The 18,648-nt window shown below is 61.0% G+C and carries 16 protein-coding genes; 10 read left to right on the top strand and 6 right to left on the bottom strand.

What is annotated here, in order from left to right; translation table 11 throughout:
• The first annotated feature begins 14 nt into the window (after positions 1 to 14).
• Together AC3WOY_RS19625 and AC3WOY_RS19620 are read left to right on the top strand one after the other, a co-directional pair.
• The gene (locus AC3WOY_RS19625; RefSeq protein ID WP_492426783.1) at positions 15 to 1,811 is read left to right on the top strand and encodes an ATP-binding protein; all 1,797 of its coding nucleotides are present in this window, start codon (positions 15 to 17) and stop codon (positions 1,809 to 1,811) included.
• Between the two features lie 11 nt (positions 1,812 to 1,822).
• Positions 1,823 to 2,806 (top strand): response regulator, encoded by a 984-nt coding sequence (locus AC3WOY_RS19620; RefSeq protein ID WP_492426780.1) that lies wholly within the window; start codon positions 1,823 to 1,825, stop codon positions 2,804 to 2,806.
• Between the two features lie 64 nt (positions 2,807 to 2,870).
• On the opposite strand, the gene lpdA is transcribed toward AC3WOY_RS19620, so the two are convergent.
• The 4 genes from lpdA to aceE form a co-directional block, all read right to left on the bottom strand.
• Positions 2,871 to 4,634 carry a dihydrolipoyl dehydrogenase gene (gene lpdA / locus AC3WOY_RS19615; RefSeq protein WP_492426778.1) on the bottom strand — a complete coding sequence of 588 codons (1,764 nt, stop codon included), beginning with the start codon at positions 4,632 to 4,634 and terminating at the stop codon, positions 2,871 to 2,873.
• Positions 4,635 to 4,682: 48 nt separating this feature from the next.
• On the bottom strand, positions 4,683 to 5,252 hold the full coding sequence (locus AC3WOY_RS19610; protein ID WP_492426776.1) for an MFS transporter: 570 nt from the start codon (positions 5,250 to 5,252) through the stop codon (positions 4,683 to 4,685).
• 102 nt (positions 5,253 to 5,354) lie between these two features.
• Positions 5,355 to 6,980: a dihydrolipoyllysine-residue acetyltransferase gene (aceF, locus tag AC3WOY_RS19605; RefSeq protein ID WP_492426774.1), complete on the bottom strand. Its 1,626-nt coding sequence runs from the start codon at positions 6,978 to 6,980 to the stop codon at positions 5,355 to 5,357.
• Positions 6,981 to 7,119: 139 nt separating this feature from the next.
• Entirely contained in the window at positions 7,120 to 9,816 is a 2,697-nt protein-coding gene (aceE, locus tag AC3WOY_RS19600) for a pyruvate dehydrogenase (acetyl-transferring), homodimeric type (protein WP_492426772.1), read from the bottom strand.
• 254 nt (positions 9,817 to 10,070) lie between these two features.
• Between aceE and folD the strand changes: the two genes are divergently transcribed.
• From folD to AC3WOY_RS19570, 6 genes are read left to right on the top strand one after another with little or no spacing between them, the layout of a single operon-like run.
• Positions 10,071 to 10,916, top strand: a complete 846-nt coding sequence (gene folD, locus AC3WOY_RS19595; RefSeq protein WP_492426770.1) for a bifunctional methylenetetrahydrofolate dehydrogenase/methenyltetrahydrofolate cyclohydrolase FolD — start codon at positions 10,071 to 10,073, stop codon at positions 10,914 to 10,916.
• A gap of 5 nt (positions 10,917 to 10,921) precedes the next feature.
• On the top strand, positions 10,922 to 12,988 hold the full coding sequence (locus tag AC3WOY_RS19590) for a M3 family metallopeptidase (protein ID WP_492426768.1): 2,067 nt from the start codon (positions 10,922 to 10,924) through the stop codon (positions 12,986 to 12,988).
• 18 nt (positions 12,989 to 13,006) lie between these two features.
• Positions 13,007 to 13,639: a glutaredoxin family protein gene (locus tag AC3WOY_RS19585; RefSeq protein ID WP_492426766.1), complete on the top strand. Its 633-nt coding sequence runs from the start codon at positions 13,007 to 13,009 to the stop codon at positions 13,637 to 13,639.
• A 17-nt stretch (positions 13,640 to 13,656) separates the two neighbouring features.
• Positions 13,657 to 14,082, top strand: a complete 426-nt coding sequence (locus tag AC3WOY_RS19580) for a DNA polymerase III subunit chi (RefSeq protein ID WP_492429367.1) — start codon at positions 13,657 to 13,659, stop codon at positions 14,080 to 14,082.
• Positions 14,079 to 14,477: a DUF2486 family protein gene (locus AC3WOY_RS19575; protein ID WP_492426764.1), complete on the top strand. Its 399-nt coding sequence runs from the start codon at positions 14,079 to 14,081 to the stop codon at positions 14,475 to 14,477. Before AC3WOY_RS19580 ends, AC3WOY_RS19575 begins: the two co-directional genes overlap by 4 nt.
• A 21-nt stretch (positions 14,478 to 14,498) precedes the next feature.
• On the top strand, positions 14,499 to 15,815 hold the full coding sequence (locus AC3WOY_RS19570) for a D-amino acid dehydrogenase (protein ID WP_492426762.1): 1,317 nt from the start codon (positions 14,499 to 14,501) through the stop codon (positions 15,813 to 15,815).
• Positions 15,816 to 15,914: 99 nt separating this feature from the next.
• On the opposite strand, the gene AC3WOY_RS19565 is transcribed toward AC3WOY_RS19570, so the two are convergent.
• A complete protein-coding gene (locus AC3WOY_RS19565) occupies positions 15,915 to 16,424 on the bottom strand; it encodes an Lrp/AsnC family transcriptional regulator (protein WP_492426760.1) in 510 nt (169 codons plus the stop codon).
• Between the two features lie 244 nt (positions 16,425 to 16,668).
• On the opposite strand from AC3WOY_RS19565, the gene AC3WOY_RS19560 reads away from it, so the two are divergent.
• Positions 16,669 to 17,820, top strand: coding sequence for a branched-chain amino acid ABC transporter substrate-binding protein (locus AC3WOY_RS19560; RefSeq protein ID WP_492426758.1), 1,152 nt, complete (start codon positions 16,669 to 16,671; stop codon positions 17,818 to 17,820).
• 114 nt (positions 17,821 to 17,934) lie between these two features.
• Here the strand turns inward: AC3WOY_RS19560 and AC3WOY_RS19555 are convergent, their stop codons facing one another.
• Complete coding sequence (locus AC3WOY_RS19555; protein WP_492426756.1) at positions 17,935 to 18,240, bottom strand: c-type cytochrome; 306 nt, start codon at positions 18,238 to 18,240, stop codon at positions 17,935 to 17,937.
• A gap of 157 nt (positions 18,241 to 18,397) precedes the next feature.
• On the opposite strand from AC3WOY_RS19555, the gene AC3WOY_RS19550 reads away from it, so the two are divergent.
• The gene (locus AC3WOY_RS19550) at positions 18,398 to 18,616 is read left to right on the top strand and encodes a TIGR04438 family Trp-rich protein (protein WP_492426754.1); all 219 of its coding nucleotides are present in this window, start codon (positions 18,398 to 18,400) and stop codon (positions 18,614 to 18,616) included.
• The last annotated feature ends 32 nt before the right edge of the window (positions 18,617 to 18,648 follow it).

The raw sequence follows: 18,648 nt of genomic DNA, 5'->3' as shown, positions 1-18,648 counted from the left end.
ACAGGAGTAAACACATGCGATTCCGCCTGGTTCGCTATTTCACCATTGCCGCCCTCGGCATGTTTATCGTTGTGACGGTTGCCCTCGTTTTCTTCGAACGCCAGCAGGCATCCTTCTTTCAGGAAGTCCAGTCCGCCGAAAGCGAATTCATCAAGCGTGTGCAGGCAAGTTTTGCGAAACAGCAGGAAGAAGCGGCACGGCATGACCTGCTGGCGATTCACGAGCGAGCCAACGTCGACCTGACGCGCCTGTTCGCCAACATGCTGTGGGAAAAGGACTTCGCGCCGTTCGTCGCCAAGGTGCAGGCGCTTCCGGTGGACGATTGCCGTGCCATCGCGGACATCTCCGGCGAGGACGGCAAGAAGAAACAGCCGGACAGCAAGAAAGCCTGTTACCAGGAACTGGGGTCGAAGATCCGCTCTCTCCCCGAATACAAGGCGCTGGACGCCAAGGTATTCAGCGCCATGAAGAAAAGCTCTGTCTTCAAGGTCAAGGTGTTCGACATGCGCGGCATCACCGCCTATTCCTCCGAGGCGGCACAGATCGGCGACGACAAGAGCGGCAACGCCGGCTGGAAGAATGCCACGGAGGGCAAGCCGAGCAGCGAGCTGACGCACCGGGACAAATTCAGCGCATTCGAAGGCGTGGTCGAGAACCGCGACCTCATCTCGAGCTACCTGCCCGTCCACACGCCCGATGGCGAAAAAGTCATCGGCGTATTCGAGGTCTATACGGACGTGACGGGCTTCCTCGACCAGATCAAGCAAACCTCGGCCAAGATCGCGACGACCGCGCGCGACAACGAAAACCAGATGGAAAAGGTCGCCGAGTACAACCTGGACGAAGTGAACAAGATGTCCAACAACGGGATTGCCATTGTCGCCGGCCTGCTGGTGCTGCTCTTCGCATCGCTGTTCGTTATCGTCCGCCGCGCGGAAAAGACCATCCGCCAGCAGGAGCAAGACCGCGAACACGCCCACCAGCAGTTGGCCCAGGCGGAAAAGATGGCGCTGCTCGGCCAGATGGTGGCCGGCGTGGCGCACCAGCTCAATACGCCGCTCGCTTTCTCGCGCAGCAACATCAGCATGGTCATCGACGGCCTCAAGAGCTTCGAACTGCCGCTCAAGGTGGCGCATGCCTTCGCTCGCGCGGTCCGCAAGACGGAAGGCGACCGCGTCACGCTGAACATCTCCCGGTCCCGCGCGCAGCTGCAAAAGATCGACTCGCACGATGATGATGTCGTCATGTTGTCGCAAATGCTCGGGGACACACTGCAAGGCCTGGAGCAGATGCGCGAACTGGTGGAGAACCTGCGCGACTTCACCCGACTCGACCGGGAAAAGGTCACGCATTTCGACATCAACAAGGGACTGCACACCGTCGTCTATATCGCCAAGAGCGTGATCCCGCACCGCATCGAGGTAGTCGAAGAGTACGCCGACGTGCCTGAAGTGGAATGCAATCCGTCGCAGCTCAACCAGGTCTTCCTCAACCTGATCAACAATGCGGCGCAGGCGATCCCGGACAACGGCAAGATCACCGTGCGCACCTCCGTGGAAGACCTGCGGGTACGGATCGACGTCGTCGATACCGGCAGCGGCATTCCCGCCGACGTCCAGCCGCATATCTTCGACACCTATTTCACGACCAAGCCCGCGGGCGAAGGAACGGGCCTCGGCCTGCCCATCGTGAAGAGCATCGTCGAAGAGCACGGCGGCACGGTCAAGTTCGACACGCAGGCCGGCGCCGGCACCACATTCACCGTTTATCTGCCCGCAGCGTTCCCGGAAACCCTGCTCAAGGCAGCCTGAAGGAGCCGGTCATGAGGGACAAGAAAGGTCTGGTGCTGTGCGTCGACGACGAGCCGAACATCCTGCGCTCGCTGCACTGGATGCTGCACAAGGATTTCGACGTGATGACCGCGCCTGACGGGCTGAGCGGCCTGGACATGCTGCGCAAGCATGACTTCGACGTGATCGTCAGCGACCAGCGCATGCCCGGGATGATGGGCTCGGAGTTCCTGCGCGAAGCATGCAAGATCGCGCCGCGTGCCATGCGCATCCTGCTCACCGGCTACTCCGATCTGCAAGCGATCCTGCGCTCCGTCAACGAAGGCGAGGTCTTCCGATTCGTCAACAAGCCCTGGTCCAACGAAGAACTGACGAAGACGGTCGCCGAGGCGGCAACGATCGCGAAGACGCAACCGCTTCCCGCGCTCGTCGAAGATGCCGAGCCCGGTGGCGAAAGCATCCTGCTGATCGATGACGACGAGGAAATGATCGAGCTGGTCCGGCAGTCCATCTCGCCGGACACGCAGTTCCGGCATGCGAGTACGCTGTCGGAAGCAGTGACGATCCTGAGCGCGCAGCCGGTCGGCGTATTGATGAGCGAAACGCGCGTGGGACGCATGGATGCGACGCCGCTGGTCAAGCTGCTCAAGCAGCGGCACCCGGAGATCGTGTCGATGGTGTTTACGGTCAACAGCGACGTCGACGCCATCATCAAGCTGATCAACCAGGGACAGATCTACCGCTTCATCCCGAAACCGGTCAAGCCCGGATTCCTGAAACTCATGCTGAGCTCCGCGGTGAACAAGCATCGCGAACTCAAGCGCAGTCCGGGCGCGGTACACCGCCATGCCGTCGAAAAGACGCCGGAAGGAATGGAAGAAAAGCTGGAGCAGGACCTCCAGCTCGAAGCGGGGCGCCTCGCCGCCCCCGCCGCGTCAACCGCATCGGCCGTGAACGATGGCTCGTTCATGCACCGGATCGGCATCGGATTCCGGCGCATCTTCGGCACCGCCTGATCCTGCCACAAAAAAATAGGGGCCGCCCTGTGACAGGCGGCCCCTATTTCTTTGCGCAAAGAACTTACTTCTTGCGCGCGGGCGGCAGGTCTGTGCAAACGCCTTCGAACGCTTCCGCCGCCATGCCGATCGACTCGCCGAGCGTCGGGTGCGGGTGGATGGTCTTGCCGATATCGACTGCGTCGGCGCCCATTTCGATGGCCAGCGCGATCTCGCCGATCATGTCGCCGGCATGGGTACCGACGATGCCGCCGCCCACGATGCGATGCGTCTCGGCATCGAACAGCAGCTTCGTGAAGCCCTCGTCGCGGCCATTCGCCGTCGCACGGCCGCTCGCCGCCCACGGGAACAGGCCCTTCTCCAGCTTGACGCCCTTGGCCTTCGCCTCGTCTTCCGTCATGCCGACCCATGCCACTTCCGGATCGGTGTATGCCACGGACGGGATCACGCGCGCGTCGAAGAAGGACTTCTGGCCCGTGGCCGCTTCCGCGGCGACATGCGCCTCATGCACCGCCTTGTGCGCCAGCATCGGCTGGCCGACCACGTCGCCGATGGCGAAGATGTGCGGCACATTGGTGCGCATCTGCGAATCGACGTTGATGAAGCCACGGTCGGTGACGGCAACGCCGGCCTTGTCGGCAGCAATCTTCTTGCCGTTCGGGCTGCGGCCTACCGCCATCAGCACCATGTCGTACAGTTGCGGCTCCGGCGCGGTAACCGACGGATCGGCGCTTTCGAACGTGACCTTGATGCCGTCCTTCAGTGCCTCGACCGCGACCGTCTTGGTCTTGGTCATGACCTTGTCGAAACGCTTGTCGTTGAACTTCTGCCAGACCTTGACGAGGTCGCGGTCGGCGCCCTGCATCAGGCCGTCCATCATTTCGACCACGTCGATGCGTGCGCCCAGCGTGGAGTACACGGTCGCCATTTCCAGACCGATAATGCCGCCGCCGATGACCAGCATCTTCTTCGGCACCTGGCGCAGTTCCAGCGCGCCGGTGGAATCGACGATGCGCGGGTCTTCCGGCACGAAGGGCAACTTCACCACGGCGGAACCGGCTGCGATGATCGCCTGCTTGAACTGCACCGTTTTCTTGCTGCCGTCGGCAGCAGTCACTTCCATGTGGTTCGGGCTGACGAACTGGCCCACGCCCTGCACCACATTCACCTTGCGCGACTTCGCCATGCCGGCGAGGCCGGTGGTCATCTTCTTGATGACCTTTTCCTTGTACTCGCGCAGCTTGTCGATATCGATTTGCGGCTTGCCGAAGGTGACGCCATGGGCAGCCATGGCGGCGGTTTCATCGATGACGGCGGCAACGTGCAACAGAGCCTTGGACGGGATGCAGCCAACGTTGAGGCAGACGCCGCCAAGCGTCGAATACTTTTCCACCAGCACGGTATTCATGCCGAGGTCGGCGGAGCGGAACGCAGCCGAATAGCCGCCAGGACCGGCGCCAAGGACGAGCATGTCGCACTCGACGTCGACCTTGCCACCGTAGCTGCCGGCCACCGGTGCTGGCGCCGGTGCAGTCGCTGCGGGAGCAGGCGCGGCGGCGGCAGGTGCCGGGGCCGGTGCGGCGGCACCGACAGATGCTTCCACGAGGAGCAGCAGCGAGCCTTCGGAGACCTTGTCGCCCAGCTTGACCTTGAGTTCCTTGATCACGCCGGCATGGCTCGACGGAATCTCCATGCTGGCCTTGTCGGATTCGACCGTGACGAGGGATTGATCGACGGCGATGGTGTCGCCTACCTTGACCAGCAGTTCAATGACTTCGACTTCCTTGAAATCGCCGATATCGGGAACCTTGACTTCAATCGTGCTCATAGCGTTAGCTCCATTCTCACCCTCCCCTTGAAGGGGAGGGAACTGTTTTTAATCTCTCATCGGAAAACTGAAAATCCGGAACGGTCCCGATGTGCTCTTATCGAATTCCTCACCTGCGCGTACGCCGATCTCCGCGATTTCCCGTGCCGACAGCTTGCTGTCGTACACCGCATACATCGCGCCTAGCGCAAAGTTGCGGCCGCTGCCGATTCCCCAGAAGCGTTCGAAGCTGAACACTTCGCGGTAGGAATACACGCCGAAAATGCCGTTCGGGTTGGCGATCAGCGCGGTGATCTGCGACGACTCGTACGGGTCGTCCTCGTCTTCCTTGGTGTTCAGGAAATACTTTTCCTTCAGTATTTCGTGCACCTTGGAAAACGTCTCGAACACTTCGTCGCGCGTGCCCAGCCTGCACTCCTCGCCCATCCCGGTCAGCAGCTTGCGCATGACCGGAAAGTGGGCGGCGGTGCCGGCAAGCGTCACATACGAATCGCCAACGGGAAAAACCTTCTCGTTCAGCTCGTATGCATGCGAGAGCCGGGTATCACCGAAGGTGACGAGCGAATCCGACGCAATGGCGACTTCGTTGTTCTTCTTGACGACGACGCAGGTAGTCATTGTTGATCTCCGTAAATGGGGAAGCTGGCGCTACGGGCCGCGGGAAAAGTGAGGGATTTTCTCATTTTCCCCGATGCGCGGCGCCGCCCCCGATTTCCAGGATTACAGCAACGTCTTGCGCATGTCGCCCAGCACTTCCGCCAGGTAAGCCGCGAAGCGCGCGCCCATCGCACCGTCGATCACGCGATGGTCGTAAGACAGCGACAGCGGCAGCATCAGGCGCGGCGCGAACTGCTTGCCGTCCCACACCGGCTTGATCGAGGACTTCGACAGGCCGAGGATCGCGACTTCCGGCGCATTGACGATCGGTGTGAATGCCGTGCCGCCGATGCCGCCGAGCGAGGAAATCGTGAAGGTCGCGCCCTGCATGTCGGCCGGCTTCAGCTTACCGTCGCGTGCGGCTGCGGACAGGTCGCCCATTTCCTTGGCGATCTCGGAAAGGCTCTTCTTGTCGGCGCTCTTGATCACGGGCACCACCAGGCCTTGCGGGGTGTCGGCCGCGAAGCCGACGTTGTAGTACTTCTTGAGGATCAGGTTTTCGCCCTTCTCATCCAGGGACGAATTAAAGGCCGGGAACTTCTTCAGTGCCGACACGCTGGCCTTGATCACGAACGCCAGCATGGTGAGCTTGACGCCGGACTTGGCCATCGCGTTGTTGGAATCCTTGCGGAATTCTTCCAGATCCGTGATGTCCGCTTCGTCGAATTGCGTGACGTGCGGAATCATGACCCAGTTGCGGTGCAGGTTCGGACCGCTGATCTTCTTGATGCGCGACAGCGGCTGCAACTCGGTTTCGCCGAACTTGGAGAAGTCGAGCGACGGCCACGGCAGCAGGTCGAGGCCGGCACCGCTGCCGCCCTTGGCTGCTGCGGCTGCCGGAGCGGCTGCCGTGCCTGCCATGACGGACTTCACGAAGTTCTGCACGTCGGTGTGCAGGATACGCGCCTTGGGACCGGTGCCGGTCACGCGGCCCAGGTCGACGCCCAGTTCACGTGCAAACTTGCGTACCGACGGCGACGCATGCGCCTTGGTATTGGAAGGCGCCGCGGGTTCCAGTGCAGCCGTCGGAGCTGCCTTCGGTGCAGGCGCGGATGCCGTTGCCGCTGCGGGAGCACTCGCTGCCGCCGCAGCCGGTGCCGGTGCTGCCGCGGGTGCGCCGCCTTGCGTTTCCACCTTGAGGACCAGCGAGCCCTTCGACACCTTGTCGCCCACCTTGACCACGATTTCCTTCACGACGCCAGCGTGGCTGGAGGGAATCTCCATGCTCGCCTTGTCGGATTCGACGGTGATCAGGGACTGGTCAACCTTGACCGCGTCGCCCGGCTTGACCATCAGTTCGATGACTTCCACATCCTTGAAGTCGCCGATGTCCGGAACGAACACATCGACGACAGCCGGGCCTGCGGCGGGTGCCGGTGCCGCAGCGGGTGCCGGGGCTGCTGCCGCAGGCGCGGGCGCGGCGGCTTGCGGTGCCGGCGCTGCTGCGCCTGCGCCCTCTTCCAGCAGGAGAACCAGGGTGCCTTCCGCCACCTTGTCTCCCACCTTGACTTTGATTTCCTTCACGACGCCGGCGTGACTGGAGGGAATCTCCATGCTCGCCTTGTCGGATTCCACCGTGATCAGCGATTGATCGACCTTGATCGTGTCGCCCGGCTTGACCATCAGCTCGATGACTTCCACTTCCTTGAAATCGCCGATGTCCGGGACTTTGACTTCTACCATGCTCATAGCTTTAGCTCCGTTCTCACCCTCCCTCTCAGGGGGAGAGCCGGGGTGGGGGTGGGTTTCAGTCGCACATAGAGAAAGAAACCCATCCCCGCCCCAACCCTCCCTTTGAAGGGGAGGGAGTGTCTTATTGTTTAGGGAGTTACAACGTCACCGGATTCGGCTTGTTCGGATCGATGCCGTACTTCGCAATCGCCTGCGCAACCACCGATGCTTCGATCGTGCCGTCTTCCGCCAGTGCCTTGAGCGCCGCGACCGTGACATAGTAGCGGTTGACTTCAAAGAACTCGCGCAGCTTCGCGCGGCTGTCGGAACGGCCGAAACCGTCGGTGCCCAGCACCTTGTAGTTGCGGCCCTTCGGAATGAAGGCGCGAATCTGTTCGGCAAACAGGCGCATGTAATCGCTCGTCGCAACGACCGGGCCGGTGGTGCCTTGCAGCAGCTTGGTCACGTGCGGCACACGCGGCGCGTCGGTCGGATGCACGAGGTTCCAGCGGTCCGCGTCCTGCCCGTCGCGTGCCAGCAGCGTGAAGGACGGTGCCGACCAGATGTCCGCGGCAATGCCCCAATCTTCCTTGAGCAAGTCCGCGGCCGCGATGGCTTCGCGCAGGATGGTGCCGGAACCCAGCAGCTGGACACGCTTCTTCGACTTCTTGTCGCCTTCCTGCAGCAGGTACATGCCCTTGAGCAGGTCTTGCTCGGTGCCCGGCTTCAGGCCCGGATGCGCATAGTTCTCGTTCATCAGGGTGATGTAGTAGAACACGTCTTCCTGCTTCTCGACCATGCGCTTGAGGCCGTCGTGGATGATCACGGCGACTTCGTGGGCGAAGGTCGGGTCGTACGGAACGCAATTCGGAATCGTTGCTGCCATCAGGTGGCTGTGGCCGTCTTCGTGCTGCAGGCCTTCGCCGTTCAGCGTTGTGCGTCCGGCGGTACCGCCGAGCAGGAAGCCGCGTGCACGCATGTCGCCCGCGGCCCATGCGAGGTCGCCCACGCGCTGGAGGCCGAACATCGAGTAATAAATGTAGAACGGGATCATCACGCGGTTGTTCGTCGAGTACGACGTCGCCGCGGCGATCCACGAACTCATGCCGCCCGCTTCGTTGATGCCTTCCTGCAGGATCTGACCGGCCTTGTCTTCGCGGTAGTACATCACCTGGTCCTTGTCGACCGGTTCGTACAGCTGGCCCTGCTGATTGAAGATGCCGATCTGGCGGAACAGGCCTTCCATACCGAAGGTACGGGCTTCATCAACTAGGATGGGCACCACGCGCTTGCCAAGGCTCTGGTCGCGCAACAATGCGGTGATGATGCGAACGTAGGCCTGGGTCGTCGAAATTTCACGGCCTTCCGGGGTCGGATCGAGCACAGCCTGGAAAGCGGAGATCTCTGGCACGACCAGCGTTTCATCCGCCTTCACGCGGCGCTGCGGCAGGTAACCACCGAGTGCCTTGCGGCGCTCGTGCAGGTACTTCATTTCCGGTGCATCGTCGGACGGCTTGAAGAACGGGATTTCCGGCAGCTTGTCGTCCGGAATCGGGATGTTGAAGCGGTCGCGCATTTCGCGAACGGCTGCATCGTCCAGCTTCTTGGTCTGGTGGGCGGTGTTGCGCGCCTCGCCGGACTTGCCCATGCCGAAGCCCTTGATGGTCTTGACCAGCAGCACGGTCGGCTGGCCCTTGTGTTCCTGGGCGTTCTTGAATGCAGCGTAGATCTTGTGCGGATCGTGGCCGCCGCGATTCAGGCGCCAGATATCGTCGTCGGACATCTTGGACACCATTTCCAGCAGCTTCGGATGCTTGCCGAAGAAGTGCTTGCGCACGTAGGCGCCGTCCTTGGCCTTGTAGTTCTGGTATTCGCCGTCGCAGGTTTCCATCATCACGCGCTGCAGGATGCCTTCCTTGTCGCGTGCCAGCAGTTCATCCCAGTAGCCGCCCCAGATGACCTTGACCACGTTCCAGCCGGCGCCGCGGAAGTCGGCTTCCAGTTCCTGGATGATCTTGCCGTTGCCGCGCACCGGACCGTCGAGACGCTGCAGGTTGCAGTTGACGACAATGACGAGGTTGTCGAGCTTTTCGCGGCCGGCCATGCCGATCGCGCCCATCGATTCCGGCTCGTCCATTTCACCGTCGCCGCAGAAGGCCCAGACCTTGCGGTTGTCGGTCTTGGCAATGTCACGTGCGTGCAGGTACTTCAGGAAACGTGCCTGGTAGATCGCCATCAGGGGCCCGAGGCCCATGGACACCGTCGGGAACTGCCAGAACTCCGGCATCAGCTTCGGGTGCGGATAGGAAGACAGGCCCTTGCCGTCGACTTCGCGGCGGAAGTTCAGCATCTGGTCTTCGGTCAGGCGGCCTTCAAGGAAGGCGCGGGCATAAATGCCGGGGGAGGAGTGACCCTGGATGTACAGCAGGTCGCCGCCATGCTCTTCGGTCGGCGCATGCCAGAAATGGTTGAAGCCGATGCCCAGCATGTTGGCCAGCGAGGCAAAGGAAGAAATGTGGCCGCCCAGGTCGCCGTCGGCACGGTTGGTCTTGACGACCATCGCCATCGCGTTCCAGCGCATCCAGGAGCGCAGGCGCTCTTCGTATTCGAGGTTGCCGGGGCAGTGTTCGCCGAGGTGGGCGGGGATGGTGTTGACGTAGGCGGTATTGGCGGAGAACGGGATGTGGGCGCCGCGGCGGCGGGCCAGGTCGACCATGCGCTCCATCAGGTAATGCGCGCGTTCGGGGCCTTCGGTTTCGATCACGGCTTCGAGCGCGTCAAGCCACTCTTGCGTTTCCATTACATCGGGATCGTTGGCGGCTTGCGCCAACACTTGGTCGAGCTGGGCGGACATGGATGTGTCTCCTAGGTTAAGTGCCGGTTCCTGCCGAGTGGCGACAGGAAGATTTTTTTGACAAGAAATAGCCTGGATGGTGCGCGGTGAAAAGATTCTAACAGCACTTTTACAACTTTTCAAATTACGAGATCGTATTTTATATTATGAAATTTCATGCGGCATCGCAGCAATCCTGCCCCCTTTGCTTACAGCCCGACAAGGCCCGCGGACTTATAATCTTGTTTTAATCCGTACTCACCCTAACCACAACCATGCCTGCACAACTCATCGACGGAAACCTCCTCTCCCAGCAACTCCGCGCCGACGTCGCCAAGCGCGCCGCCGCCCTGACCGCGAAGGGCAAACAGCCCGGACTCGCCGTGGTCCTGGTCGGCGACAACCCGGCGTCCCAAGTCTATGTCCGCAACAAGGTGAAGGCATGCGAGGACAACGGCATCCATTCGGTCATGGAGAAGTACGACGCCGACATGACGGAAGAAGCGCTGCTGGCCCGCATCGATGCGCTCAACAAGGACCCGAAAATTAACGGCATCCTCGTGCAACTTCCCTTGCCGGCCCATATCAATTCCCACAAGGTGATTGAAGCGATCGCAGCAGAGAAGGATGTGGACGGCTTCCACGTCAGCAACGCCGGCCTGCTGATGACCGGACAGCCGCTGTTCCGCCCCTGCACGCCGTACGGCGTAATGAAGATGCTGGAGTCGATCGACTACCCGGTGCGCGGCGCCAACGCCGTCGTCGTGGGCGCGTCCAACATCGTCGGCAAACCGCAGGCCATGCTGCTCTTGCAGGCGGGCGCTACCGTCACCATTTGCAATTCGAAGACCCGGGACCTCGGCCATCACACGCGGCAGGCCGACATTCTTGTGGTCGCAACCGGCAAGCGTAATATCGTCACTGCCGACATGGTCAAGCCCGGCGCGGTGGTGATCGATGTCGGCATGAACCGCGACGATAACGGCAAGTTGTGCGGCGATGTCGACTTCGCGAATGCCAAGGAAGTCGCGGGCTACATCACTCCGGTGCCGGGCGGTGTAGGGCCGATGACGATTACGATGCTGCTCGTCAACACCATTGAAGCCGCAGAAAGAACCTGAACATAATGACTTCCGACCTGAATCCCCTGCTCGATTTTTCCGACCTGCCCCGTTTTGCGGACATCAAACCGGCGCATGTGACCCCGGCGGTTTCCGCCCTGCTCGACGAAAACCGCGCTGTCGTCGCGCGGCTGGAAGCGCCAATGGACAGGGTCACCTGGGACAACTTCGTCGAACCGCTCGAGAATGCGACCGAAAAGCTCGGCCGGGCATGGGGCGTCGTCGGACATTTGAATGCGGTGGTCGATACGCCGGAACTGCGCGCCGCATACAACGAGAACCTGCCGAAGGTGACCGAGTTCTGGACGGCACTGGGCCAGAACCTGGCGCTGTTCGACAAATACAAGGCACTCAAGGCGGGCAGCGAGTACGCGTCGCTGTCGCCGGCGCGCAAGAAGATCATCGAGAATGCATTGCGCGATTTCCGTCTCGGCGGCGCCGAACTGCCGGACGACAAGAAGGTGCGCTTTGCCGAGATCCAGGAAAAGCAGGCGGCACTGTCGACGAAGTTTTCGGAAAACGTACTCGATGCCACCAACGACTACGGCTTGTTCGTCGAGGATGAAACCGAGCTGGCCGGGCTGCCGGAAGATGTGAAGTACGCCGCCCGTGCCGCCGCGGAGAAGGATGGCAAGCCGGGATTCAAGTTCACCCTGCACTTCCCCTCCTACTTCCCGATCCTGCAGTATGCGGACAAGCGCGAGCTGCGCGAGCAGATCTATCGTGCGAACGCGACCAAGGCCTCCGAGCTGGGCGCAAAGCCGGAATGGGACAACACGCAGAACATCGTCGATATCCTGAAGCTGCGCGACGAAGAATCGAAACTGCTTGGCTTCCCGAACTTCGCCGAGGTGTCGCTGGTGCCCAAGATGGCTGAAACCCCGCAACAGGTGATTTCCTTCCTGGAAGACCTGGCGAAGCGCGCCCGGCCGTTCGCAGAGAACGACCTTGCCGAATTGCGCGCCTTCGCCCAAAAGGAATTGGGCCTCGACAAGCTCGAAGCGTGGGATGTCACGTACGCGTCGGAAAAGTTGCGCCAGCAGCGCTACGCATTCTCCGAACAGGAAGTGAAGCAGTACTTCCCCGAACACAAGGCCATCGAGGGCCTGTTCCGTGTGATCCAGACCCTGTTCGCCGTCGATGTGAAACCGGACACCGCACCGGTCTGGCACAAGGATGTGAAGTTCTTCCGCATCGAAAAGAACGGCCAGCTGGTTGGCCAGTTCTACCTTGACCTGTACGCCCGCCACGGCAAGCGCGGCGGCGCCTGGATGGACGATGCCCGCGGCCGCCGCAAGCGAGGAACAGGGGTGCAGACGCCGGTAGCCTACCTGACCTGCAACTTCTCGGAACCGACCGTCATCGACGGCAAGGCGAAACCTGCCCTGTTCACCCATGATGAAGTGATCACCCTGTTCCACGAGTTCGGCCACGGCCTGCACCACATGCTGACGCAGGTCGACGAACTCGGCGTGTCGGGCATCGCGGGCGTGGAATGGGATGCGGTGGAACTGCCGTCGCAGTTCATGGAAAACTTTTGCTGGGAATGGGACGTGCTGCAGCACATGACCGCGCATGTCGATACCGGCGCGCCTCTGCCGCGTGAACTGTTCGACAAGATGATCGCCGCAAAGAATTTCCAGTCCGGCCTGCAGACGCTGCGCCAGGTGGAATTCGCGTTATTCGACATGCACCTGCACTTCGACCACGATCCGTACGGCAGCAAGTCCGTACAGGAAGCGCTCAACGAAGTGCGCCACAAGGTGGCAGTCATGATCCCGCCCGCGTTCAACCGCTTCCAGAATTCCTTCGGACACATCTTCGCAGGCGGTTATGCCGCAGGTTACTATAGCTATAAATGGGCTGAAGTCCTGTCCGCCGACGCCTACAGCGCCTTCGAAGAGGCCGCAGCGGCCGGTGGAAACGTGCTTTCCGCGGAAATCGGCCAGAAATTCCAGCGCGAAGTGCTCGCCATGGGCGGGTCGCGCCCGGCGCTGGAATCCTTCAAGGCCTTCCGCGGACGTGAACCGAGCATCGATGCGTTGCTGCGGCACAACGGGATGACAGCCTGATCATCAGGGAAGAAAACCATGAAACGCATACTGCAATCCTGCTCCATCCTCATGCTGCTGTGCGTCAGCTCTGCAAATGCCCAGTTGTACAAGTGGGTCGGCCCGGACGGCAAGGTGACGTACAGCGATGCGCCGCCGCCGTCGGTCGCCACGAAAGTCGAAACCAGGTCGCTGACCACCTCGGGTGTCAACACCGCAGATCTTCCATATGAAGTCGCCGAGGCCACGAAGGCGCACCCTGTCACGCTGTACACCACCAGGGACTGCCAGCCGTGCGATGAAGGCCGCAAACTGCTCACCGAGCGCGGCATTCCCTTCACTGAAAAAACCGTCAACTCCAACGACGACATCGCGCAATACAAGCAGGCCGGCGGCGACGGGCAGCTTCCCCTTCTTACGGTAGGCAAGTTCCGGGAACGTGCCTTCGAAGCGGGTGCCTGGAACAATGTACTGACGACGGCAGGCTACCCCGAAAGCAGCAGGCTGCCGAAGAGCTACCGCAACCCGCCCGCGCAGGCAGCGGCCCCGGCAGCGCCGGCCGAGGAAAAGCGTGCGCCGGCGAATGCGGGCGCAAACAATACCGGTTCACGTCCCACAGCTACCGACCTGCCCCCGGCCATCGGCAACGCGCCGCCCGGCTTCCGCTTCTGACGCATGGCATGACTGACATGACCCGCATCGATTTTCACAGCAACGTTCCCGACAGGATCGCTTACGCCTGCCGTCTCACGCGCAAGGCGCGCGCGGCGAACTGCCAGGTCGTGCTGCTGGCAAAGGACCGGCAGGACCTGATGACGCTCGACCAGGCACTGTGGACGTTTGCCGAACAGGAATTCCTGCCGCACGTGATGGCCGGCGACCCGCTCGCGGCGCAGACGCCGATCATCCTGACCGACCGGGACGACGCCGAATTGCCGCATTACCATGTGCTGGTCAACCTGACCCCGGCCACACCCGCGCACTTCGCACGCTTCGAGCGCATGATCGAGGTCATTTCCTCCGACGAGTCGGAAAAGATCGCGGGGCGTGAGCGCTTTCGCTTCTACAAGCAGCGCGGATATCCACTGACACACTTCGAAGCAGACAAGGCATGAGCTCGACCACCCCGGACGCCGGCATCCCCCTCCTGACGGAAATCATCCCGGGCCCGGCGCCCGCCGACACCAAGCGTGCGGTCACGCCGCAAGCGGCGGTCGACGCCGTCAAGGACGATATCTCCACTCTCGAGGCACGCGCGGCCGCGATACTGGAAGAAGAGGAATGGGACCGCCTCGAACGCGAGATCCGGGAACGCGTGCTGTACCAGATCATCGAACGTATTGACTTCGTCCTCGAGCAACGCGTCCGCGACAGTCTGGCCGACGTGCTGCAGACTGCGGTCGAAGGACTCGCTGCGGATATCAAGGGCGGCCTGCATGCGTCCATGCGCGATGTGGTCACGCGCGCGGTGACCCATGAAATCACCAAGCTGAAATCCGCAAAAAAATAAAAAACTGGAATTTCTTTTTTCATGAAAGTCATCGTACTCGGCTCCGGCATACTGGGAACCGCCTCTGCGTGGTTCCTGAACAAGGCTGGGCATGAAGTTACCGTCATCGAGCGCCAGCCCGGCGTCGCACTGGAAACCAGCTTTGCCAACGGCTGCCAGATTTCCGTGTCGCATGCCGAGCCATGGGCGAATCCGTCGGCGCCCCTCAAGATACTGAAGTGGCTGGGCCGAGAAGATGCGCCGCTGCTGTACCGTTTCCGCCCCGAGTGGCTGCAATGGAAATGGGGCATGCACTTCCTGCGTGAATGCCTGCCCTCACGGACGGCGGCAAATATCCGCCAGATCGTCGCCATGGCAGAGTACAGCCGCCAGACGCTGCAGGCGGTGCGCGCGGAAACCGGCATTGCCTACGACCAGCTCACCCGGGGCATCCTGCACTTCTACACGGACCAGCATGAATTCGATCATGCCCAGGCGACTGCGGCGCTGATACGCGAACTGGGTTGCCCGCGCAGTACGGTCGATGCCGATGAAGTAGTCCGGATCGAGCCTGCGCTCGCCGGCATCCGCAGCAAGATTGTCGGCGGCGACTATACCCCCACCGACGAATCGGGAGATGTCTACAAGTTCACCACCGGCCTGGCGCAAAAGGCCGCCGAAGGAGGCGTGGAATTCCGGTTCAATGCCACCATTACGCGCCTGCTCACCGAAGGAACCGGTGCCACGGCAAAAGTGACGGGCGTCGAAATCATCGATGGCGAGGGACGGCACAATGTCTTGCGCGCGGATGCCTTCGTCGTCGCTCTGGGCAGCTTCTCCGCTGCCCTGCTCAAACCACTCGGCCTTGACCTGATGATCTATCCCGGCAAGGGCTATTCGGCGACCTACCGGATCACCGATCCCGATGCCGCTCCGACCGTATCGCTGACGGACGACGGACACAAGCTGGTGCTGTCGCGCCTCGGCGACCGCCTGCGGGTAGCCGGCACCTGCGAACTCAACGGATACACGCGGGAGCTCAATTCGACCCGCTGCGAGGCCATCACCCGCCGCACGCGCGAACTCTTTCCCGGTGCGTGCGACTACGAGAACCCCGTCTACTGGACCGGCCTGCGCCCGCTCACGCCGTCGAACGTGCCCTACGTCGGCAAGACGCGTTACGGCAACCTGTTCCTGAACACCGGTCACGGCACGCTTGGCTGGACGATGGGTTGCGGTTCCGGCCGCGCCATCGCCGACATCATCTCCGGCCGCCGACCAGACGTCGACTTCGCGTTCACGGGGATGAAGCCGCACGGGGATCATGGCATGAAAGCAGCCCGGCCCGCTCGCGCCTGAATCGCTTTTCCAGATAAAAAAACCGCCGTTTCTCCCGACCGGCGGTTTTTTTATCGACCTGTCATCCTCTTCGCCGCACGGGCGTTATAGGACAACAGGCTATTTCGCTACACGGACCTGCACTTCCGCCGCCTTCTCGTCGAAGGCGACGCGCGTGGCGAACTTGGCCCGCTTCATCGGGAAGCGCGACTGGAAATGGCGCACGTTGCCCGAGCCGGAAATCACCTTCCGCACGAATTGATAATAGGCATCCATATCGATCACATGCACCACGAGGAAATAGTCGTATTCACCGGAAACGAAATAGCACTGCATGACCTCTGGTTCCTTCGCCATGCGCGCCTCGAATTCCTGCATGTGCTCGTCGGACTGGTTGTTCAACGACACTTCAAGGAAGGCAAGCATGCCGTATCCCAATGCAAAGGGATCGACCAGGGCCACATCCGCACTGATGATGCCCGCGTCGCGCAGGTCGCGGATGCGGCGCAGGCAAGTCGGCTGGGAGATGTGCACCTTCTCGGCCAGGGTGCGCGTCGGCATCTGGTTGTCCTTCTGAAGCAGGTTCAGCAGCTTGCGGTCAACCTTGTCGAGTGCACGAAATTTAGGCATATAAAAATTGATGATTTTTGCAAAAAACCGCAGAAAAACTCTTTTCGAACCGTTTTTTCTGTTGTACCGTCTGCCTGTTCAGAAATCTGAATGGTAACAGTATGTCATGGGGCAGCCTTTTCCTACCCGGACAAGCCGCCTCTGGCCAATAAGCTACGGCTCTTCTCATCAAGGTGAAGACGAGTAGAAAACAAGTGAGTCTTGCAGCAACCTTGTGTTTTATCAATCCTTAGGAGGATATTTTATGCAGTTCACTACAAAAATGATTCCGTTGGCTGGCGCTGTAGCATTTGCCTTTGCAGGTGCGGCATCGGCACAGGAACAGGTCGTCAAGATCGGCCACGTCGGCCCGATCTCCGGCGCCATTGCACACCTGGGCAAGGACAATGAAAACGGCGCCCGCATGGCGATCGACGAACTGAACGCCAAGGGCGTGACCATCGGCGGCAAGAAGGTCAAGTTCGAACTGCTGGCCGAAGACGACGGCGCCGATCCGAAGCAAGGAACTGCAGCTGCACAGAAGCTGGTCGACGCCAAGGTCAACGGCGTGATCGGTCACCTGAACTCGGGCACCACCATCCCGGCCTCCAAGATCTACCACGACGCCGGCATCCCGCAGATCTCCCCGTCCGCGACCAACCCGAAGTACACGCAGCAAGGCTTCAAGACGGCCTTCCGCGTGGTGGCCAACGACGGCCAGCTGGGCGGCACGCTGGGCCGTTACGCCGTGCAGATCAACAAGGCCAAGCGCATCGCCGTCATCGACGACCGCACCGCTTACGGCCAGGGCGTGGCTGAAGAATTCATCAAGGGCGTCAAGTCCAAGGGCGGCGGCGCCGAGATCGTGGCGCAGCAGTACACCAACGACAAGGCAACCGACTTCAACGCGATTCTGACCGCCATCAAGGCCAAGAATCCGGACACCGTGTTCTTCGGCGGCATGGACGCTGTGGCCGGCCCGATGCTGCGCCAGATGAAGGCACTGGGCATCAACGCCAAGTTCATGGGCGGCGACGGCATCTGCTCCGAGCAGCTGGCCAACCTGGCAGGCGACTCGATGGGCGACGGCCAGGTGGTGTGCGCCGAGGCAGGCGGTGTGGAAGAAAATCAGAAGAAGGGCATGGAAGATTTCCGCGCCGCGTTCAAGAAGAAGTTCAACACCGATGTGCAGATCTACGCACCGTACGTCTATGACGCCGTGATGGTGATGGTCGAAGCCATGAAGAAGGCCAACTCCGCCGAACCGGCGAAGTACCTGCCGGAACTGGCCAAGATCAGCTACAAGGGCGTAACCGGCAACGTCGCTTTCGATGCCAAGGGCGACATCAAGGAAGGCACGCTGACCCTGTACACCTACAAGGGCGGCAAGCGCCAGCAACTGGCTGTGACGAAGTAATTCATATCGTCCCGCAAAAAGCCCCGGTCATTGGCCGGGGCTTTTTGTTTTGTGGAGCGGATAACAAAAAAGCGCTCGCAAGGAGCGCTTTTCATTGATGCCGGCCTGAAGCAATCACTTCTGGGTCATGACCCACTTCACCAGCGTACGTGCTTCCGCCTCGTTGACCTGTGCGTTCGCGGGCATCGGAACCGCGCCCCAGACACCGCTGCTGCCCTTCAGGACCTTCTGGGTCAGCTTGTCTTCAGCATCCTTCTGGCCTGCATACTTTGCAGCCACATCCTTGAATGCCGGACCGACAACCTTGGTGGCAACTGCGTGGCAGGCCATGCAGTTCTTGGCCTTGGCCAGGTCGGCGTTTGCCATTGCGGCACCAGAAGCCAAAGCAGCTGCAGCGAAAACCAGCAAAGAACGTTTCATTACTCTCTCCATAAGAAAAAACCCGCGTCATTTTACAGCGTAAGTGGCGTGTGCAAATGCGCCTTACCACCCCGAAACGCACTATACGACAAACCGGTTGACCCCGCGAATTGACCGTTACAAACTTTCGCAATATCCTGCAGGAAAGGGAGATGCCATGCCACTGATTATTGTCATTGTATTATTGTCCGCGCTCCGCTATTTCGAAGTCGGTCCTGTCGCCGCACTGTCGTGGTGGTGGATCATCGGATTGTTCGGAGTCGCCTTTGCCTGGTTCGAATTCGGCGAACGCATGCTCGGCCTCGACAAGCGCAAGGCCCACGAAGAACTCGAACGTGCCCGCAAGGAGCGGGTGACAAAGACCTTCAAGAAGTAATAATCCCCTCCTGAAAGCAAAACGGGGCTGCC

It is taken from the genome of Noviherbaspirillum sp. FW303-A3 (assembly GCF_058788695.1).
Note: the sequence above shows the minus strand (reverse complement) of the source record. Positions and strands in the feature narration are given on the sequence as shown.

What these genes read in the sequence shown, in the direction of transcription:
- lpdA (WP_492426778.1), bottom strand. Translation starts at nt 4,634, where the DNA reads ATGAGCACGATTGAAGTCAAGGTTCCCGATATCGGCGATTTCAAGGAA.
- AC3WOY_RS19590 (WP_492426768.1), top strand. Translation starts at nt 10,922, where the DNA reads ATGACTTCCGACCTGAATCCCCTGCTCGATTTTTCCGACCTGCCCCGT.
- AC3WOY_RS19580 (WP_492429367.1), top strand. Translation starts at nt 13,657, where the DNA reads ATGACCCGCATCGATTTTCACAGCAACGTTCCCGACAGGATCGCTTAC.
- AC3WOY_RS19550 (WP_492426754.1), top strand. Translation starts at nt 18,398, where the DNA reads ATGCCACTGATTATTGTCATTGTATTATTGTCCGCGCTCCGCTATTTC.
- aceF (WP_492426774.1), bottom strand. Translation starts at nt 6,980, where the DNA reads ATGAGCATGGTAGAAGTCAAAGTCCCGGACATCGGCGATTTCAAGGAA.
- AC3WOY_RS19625 (WP_492426783.1), top strand. Translation starts at nt 15, where the DNA reads ATGCGATTCCGCCTGGTTCGCTATTTCACCATTGCCGCCCTCGGCATG.
- AC3WOY_RS19575 (WP_492426764.1), top strand. Translation starts at nt 14,079, where the DNA reads ATGAGCTCGACCACCCCGGACGCCGGCATCCCCCTCCTGACGGAAATC.
- AC3WOY_RS19570 (WP_492426762.1), top strand. Translation starts at nt 14,499, where the DNA reads ATGAAAGTCATCGTACTCGGCTCCGGCATACTGGGAACCGCCTCTGCG.
- folD (WP_492426770.1), top strand. Translation starts at nt 10,071, where the DNA reads ATGCCTGCACAACTCATCGACGGAAACCTCCTCTCCCAGCAACTCCGC.
- AC3WOY_RS19560 (WP_492426758.1), top strand. Translation starts at nt 16,669, where the DNA reads ATGCAGTTCACTACAAAAATGATTCCGTTGGCTGGCGCTGTAGCATTT.
- AC3WOY_RS19555 (WP_492426756.1), bottom strand. Translation starts at nt 18,240, where the DNA reads ATGAAACGTTCTTTGCTGGTTTTCGCTGCAGCTGCTTTGGCTTCTGGT.
- AC3WOY_RS19565 (WP_492426760.1), bottom strand. Translation starts at nt 16,424, where the DNA reads ATGCCTAAATTTCGTGCACTCGACAAGGTTGACCGCAAGCTGCTGAAC.
- AC3WOY_RS19610 (WP_492426776.1), bottom strand. Translation starts at nt 5,252, where the DNA reads ATGACTACCTGCGTCGTCGTCAAGAAGAACAACGAAGTCGCCATTGCG.
- aceE (WP_492426772.1), bottom strand. Translation starts at nt 9,816, where the DNA reads ATGTCCGCCCAGCTCGACCAAGTGTTGGCGCAAGCCGCCAACGATCCC.
- AC3WOY_RS19620 (WP_492426780.1), top strand. Translation starts at nt 1,823, where the DNA reads ATGAGGGACAAGAAAGGTCTGGTGCTGTGCGTCGACGACGAGCCGAAC.
- AC3WOY_RS19585 (WP_492426766.1), top strand. Translation starts at nt 13,007, where the DNA reads ATGAAACGCATACTGCAATCCTGCTCCATCCTCATGCTGCTGTGCGTC.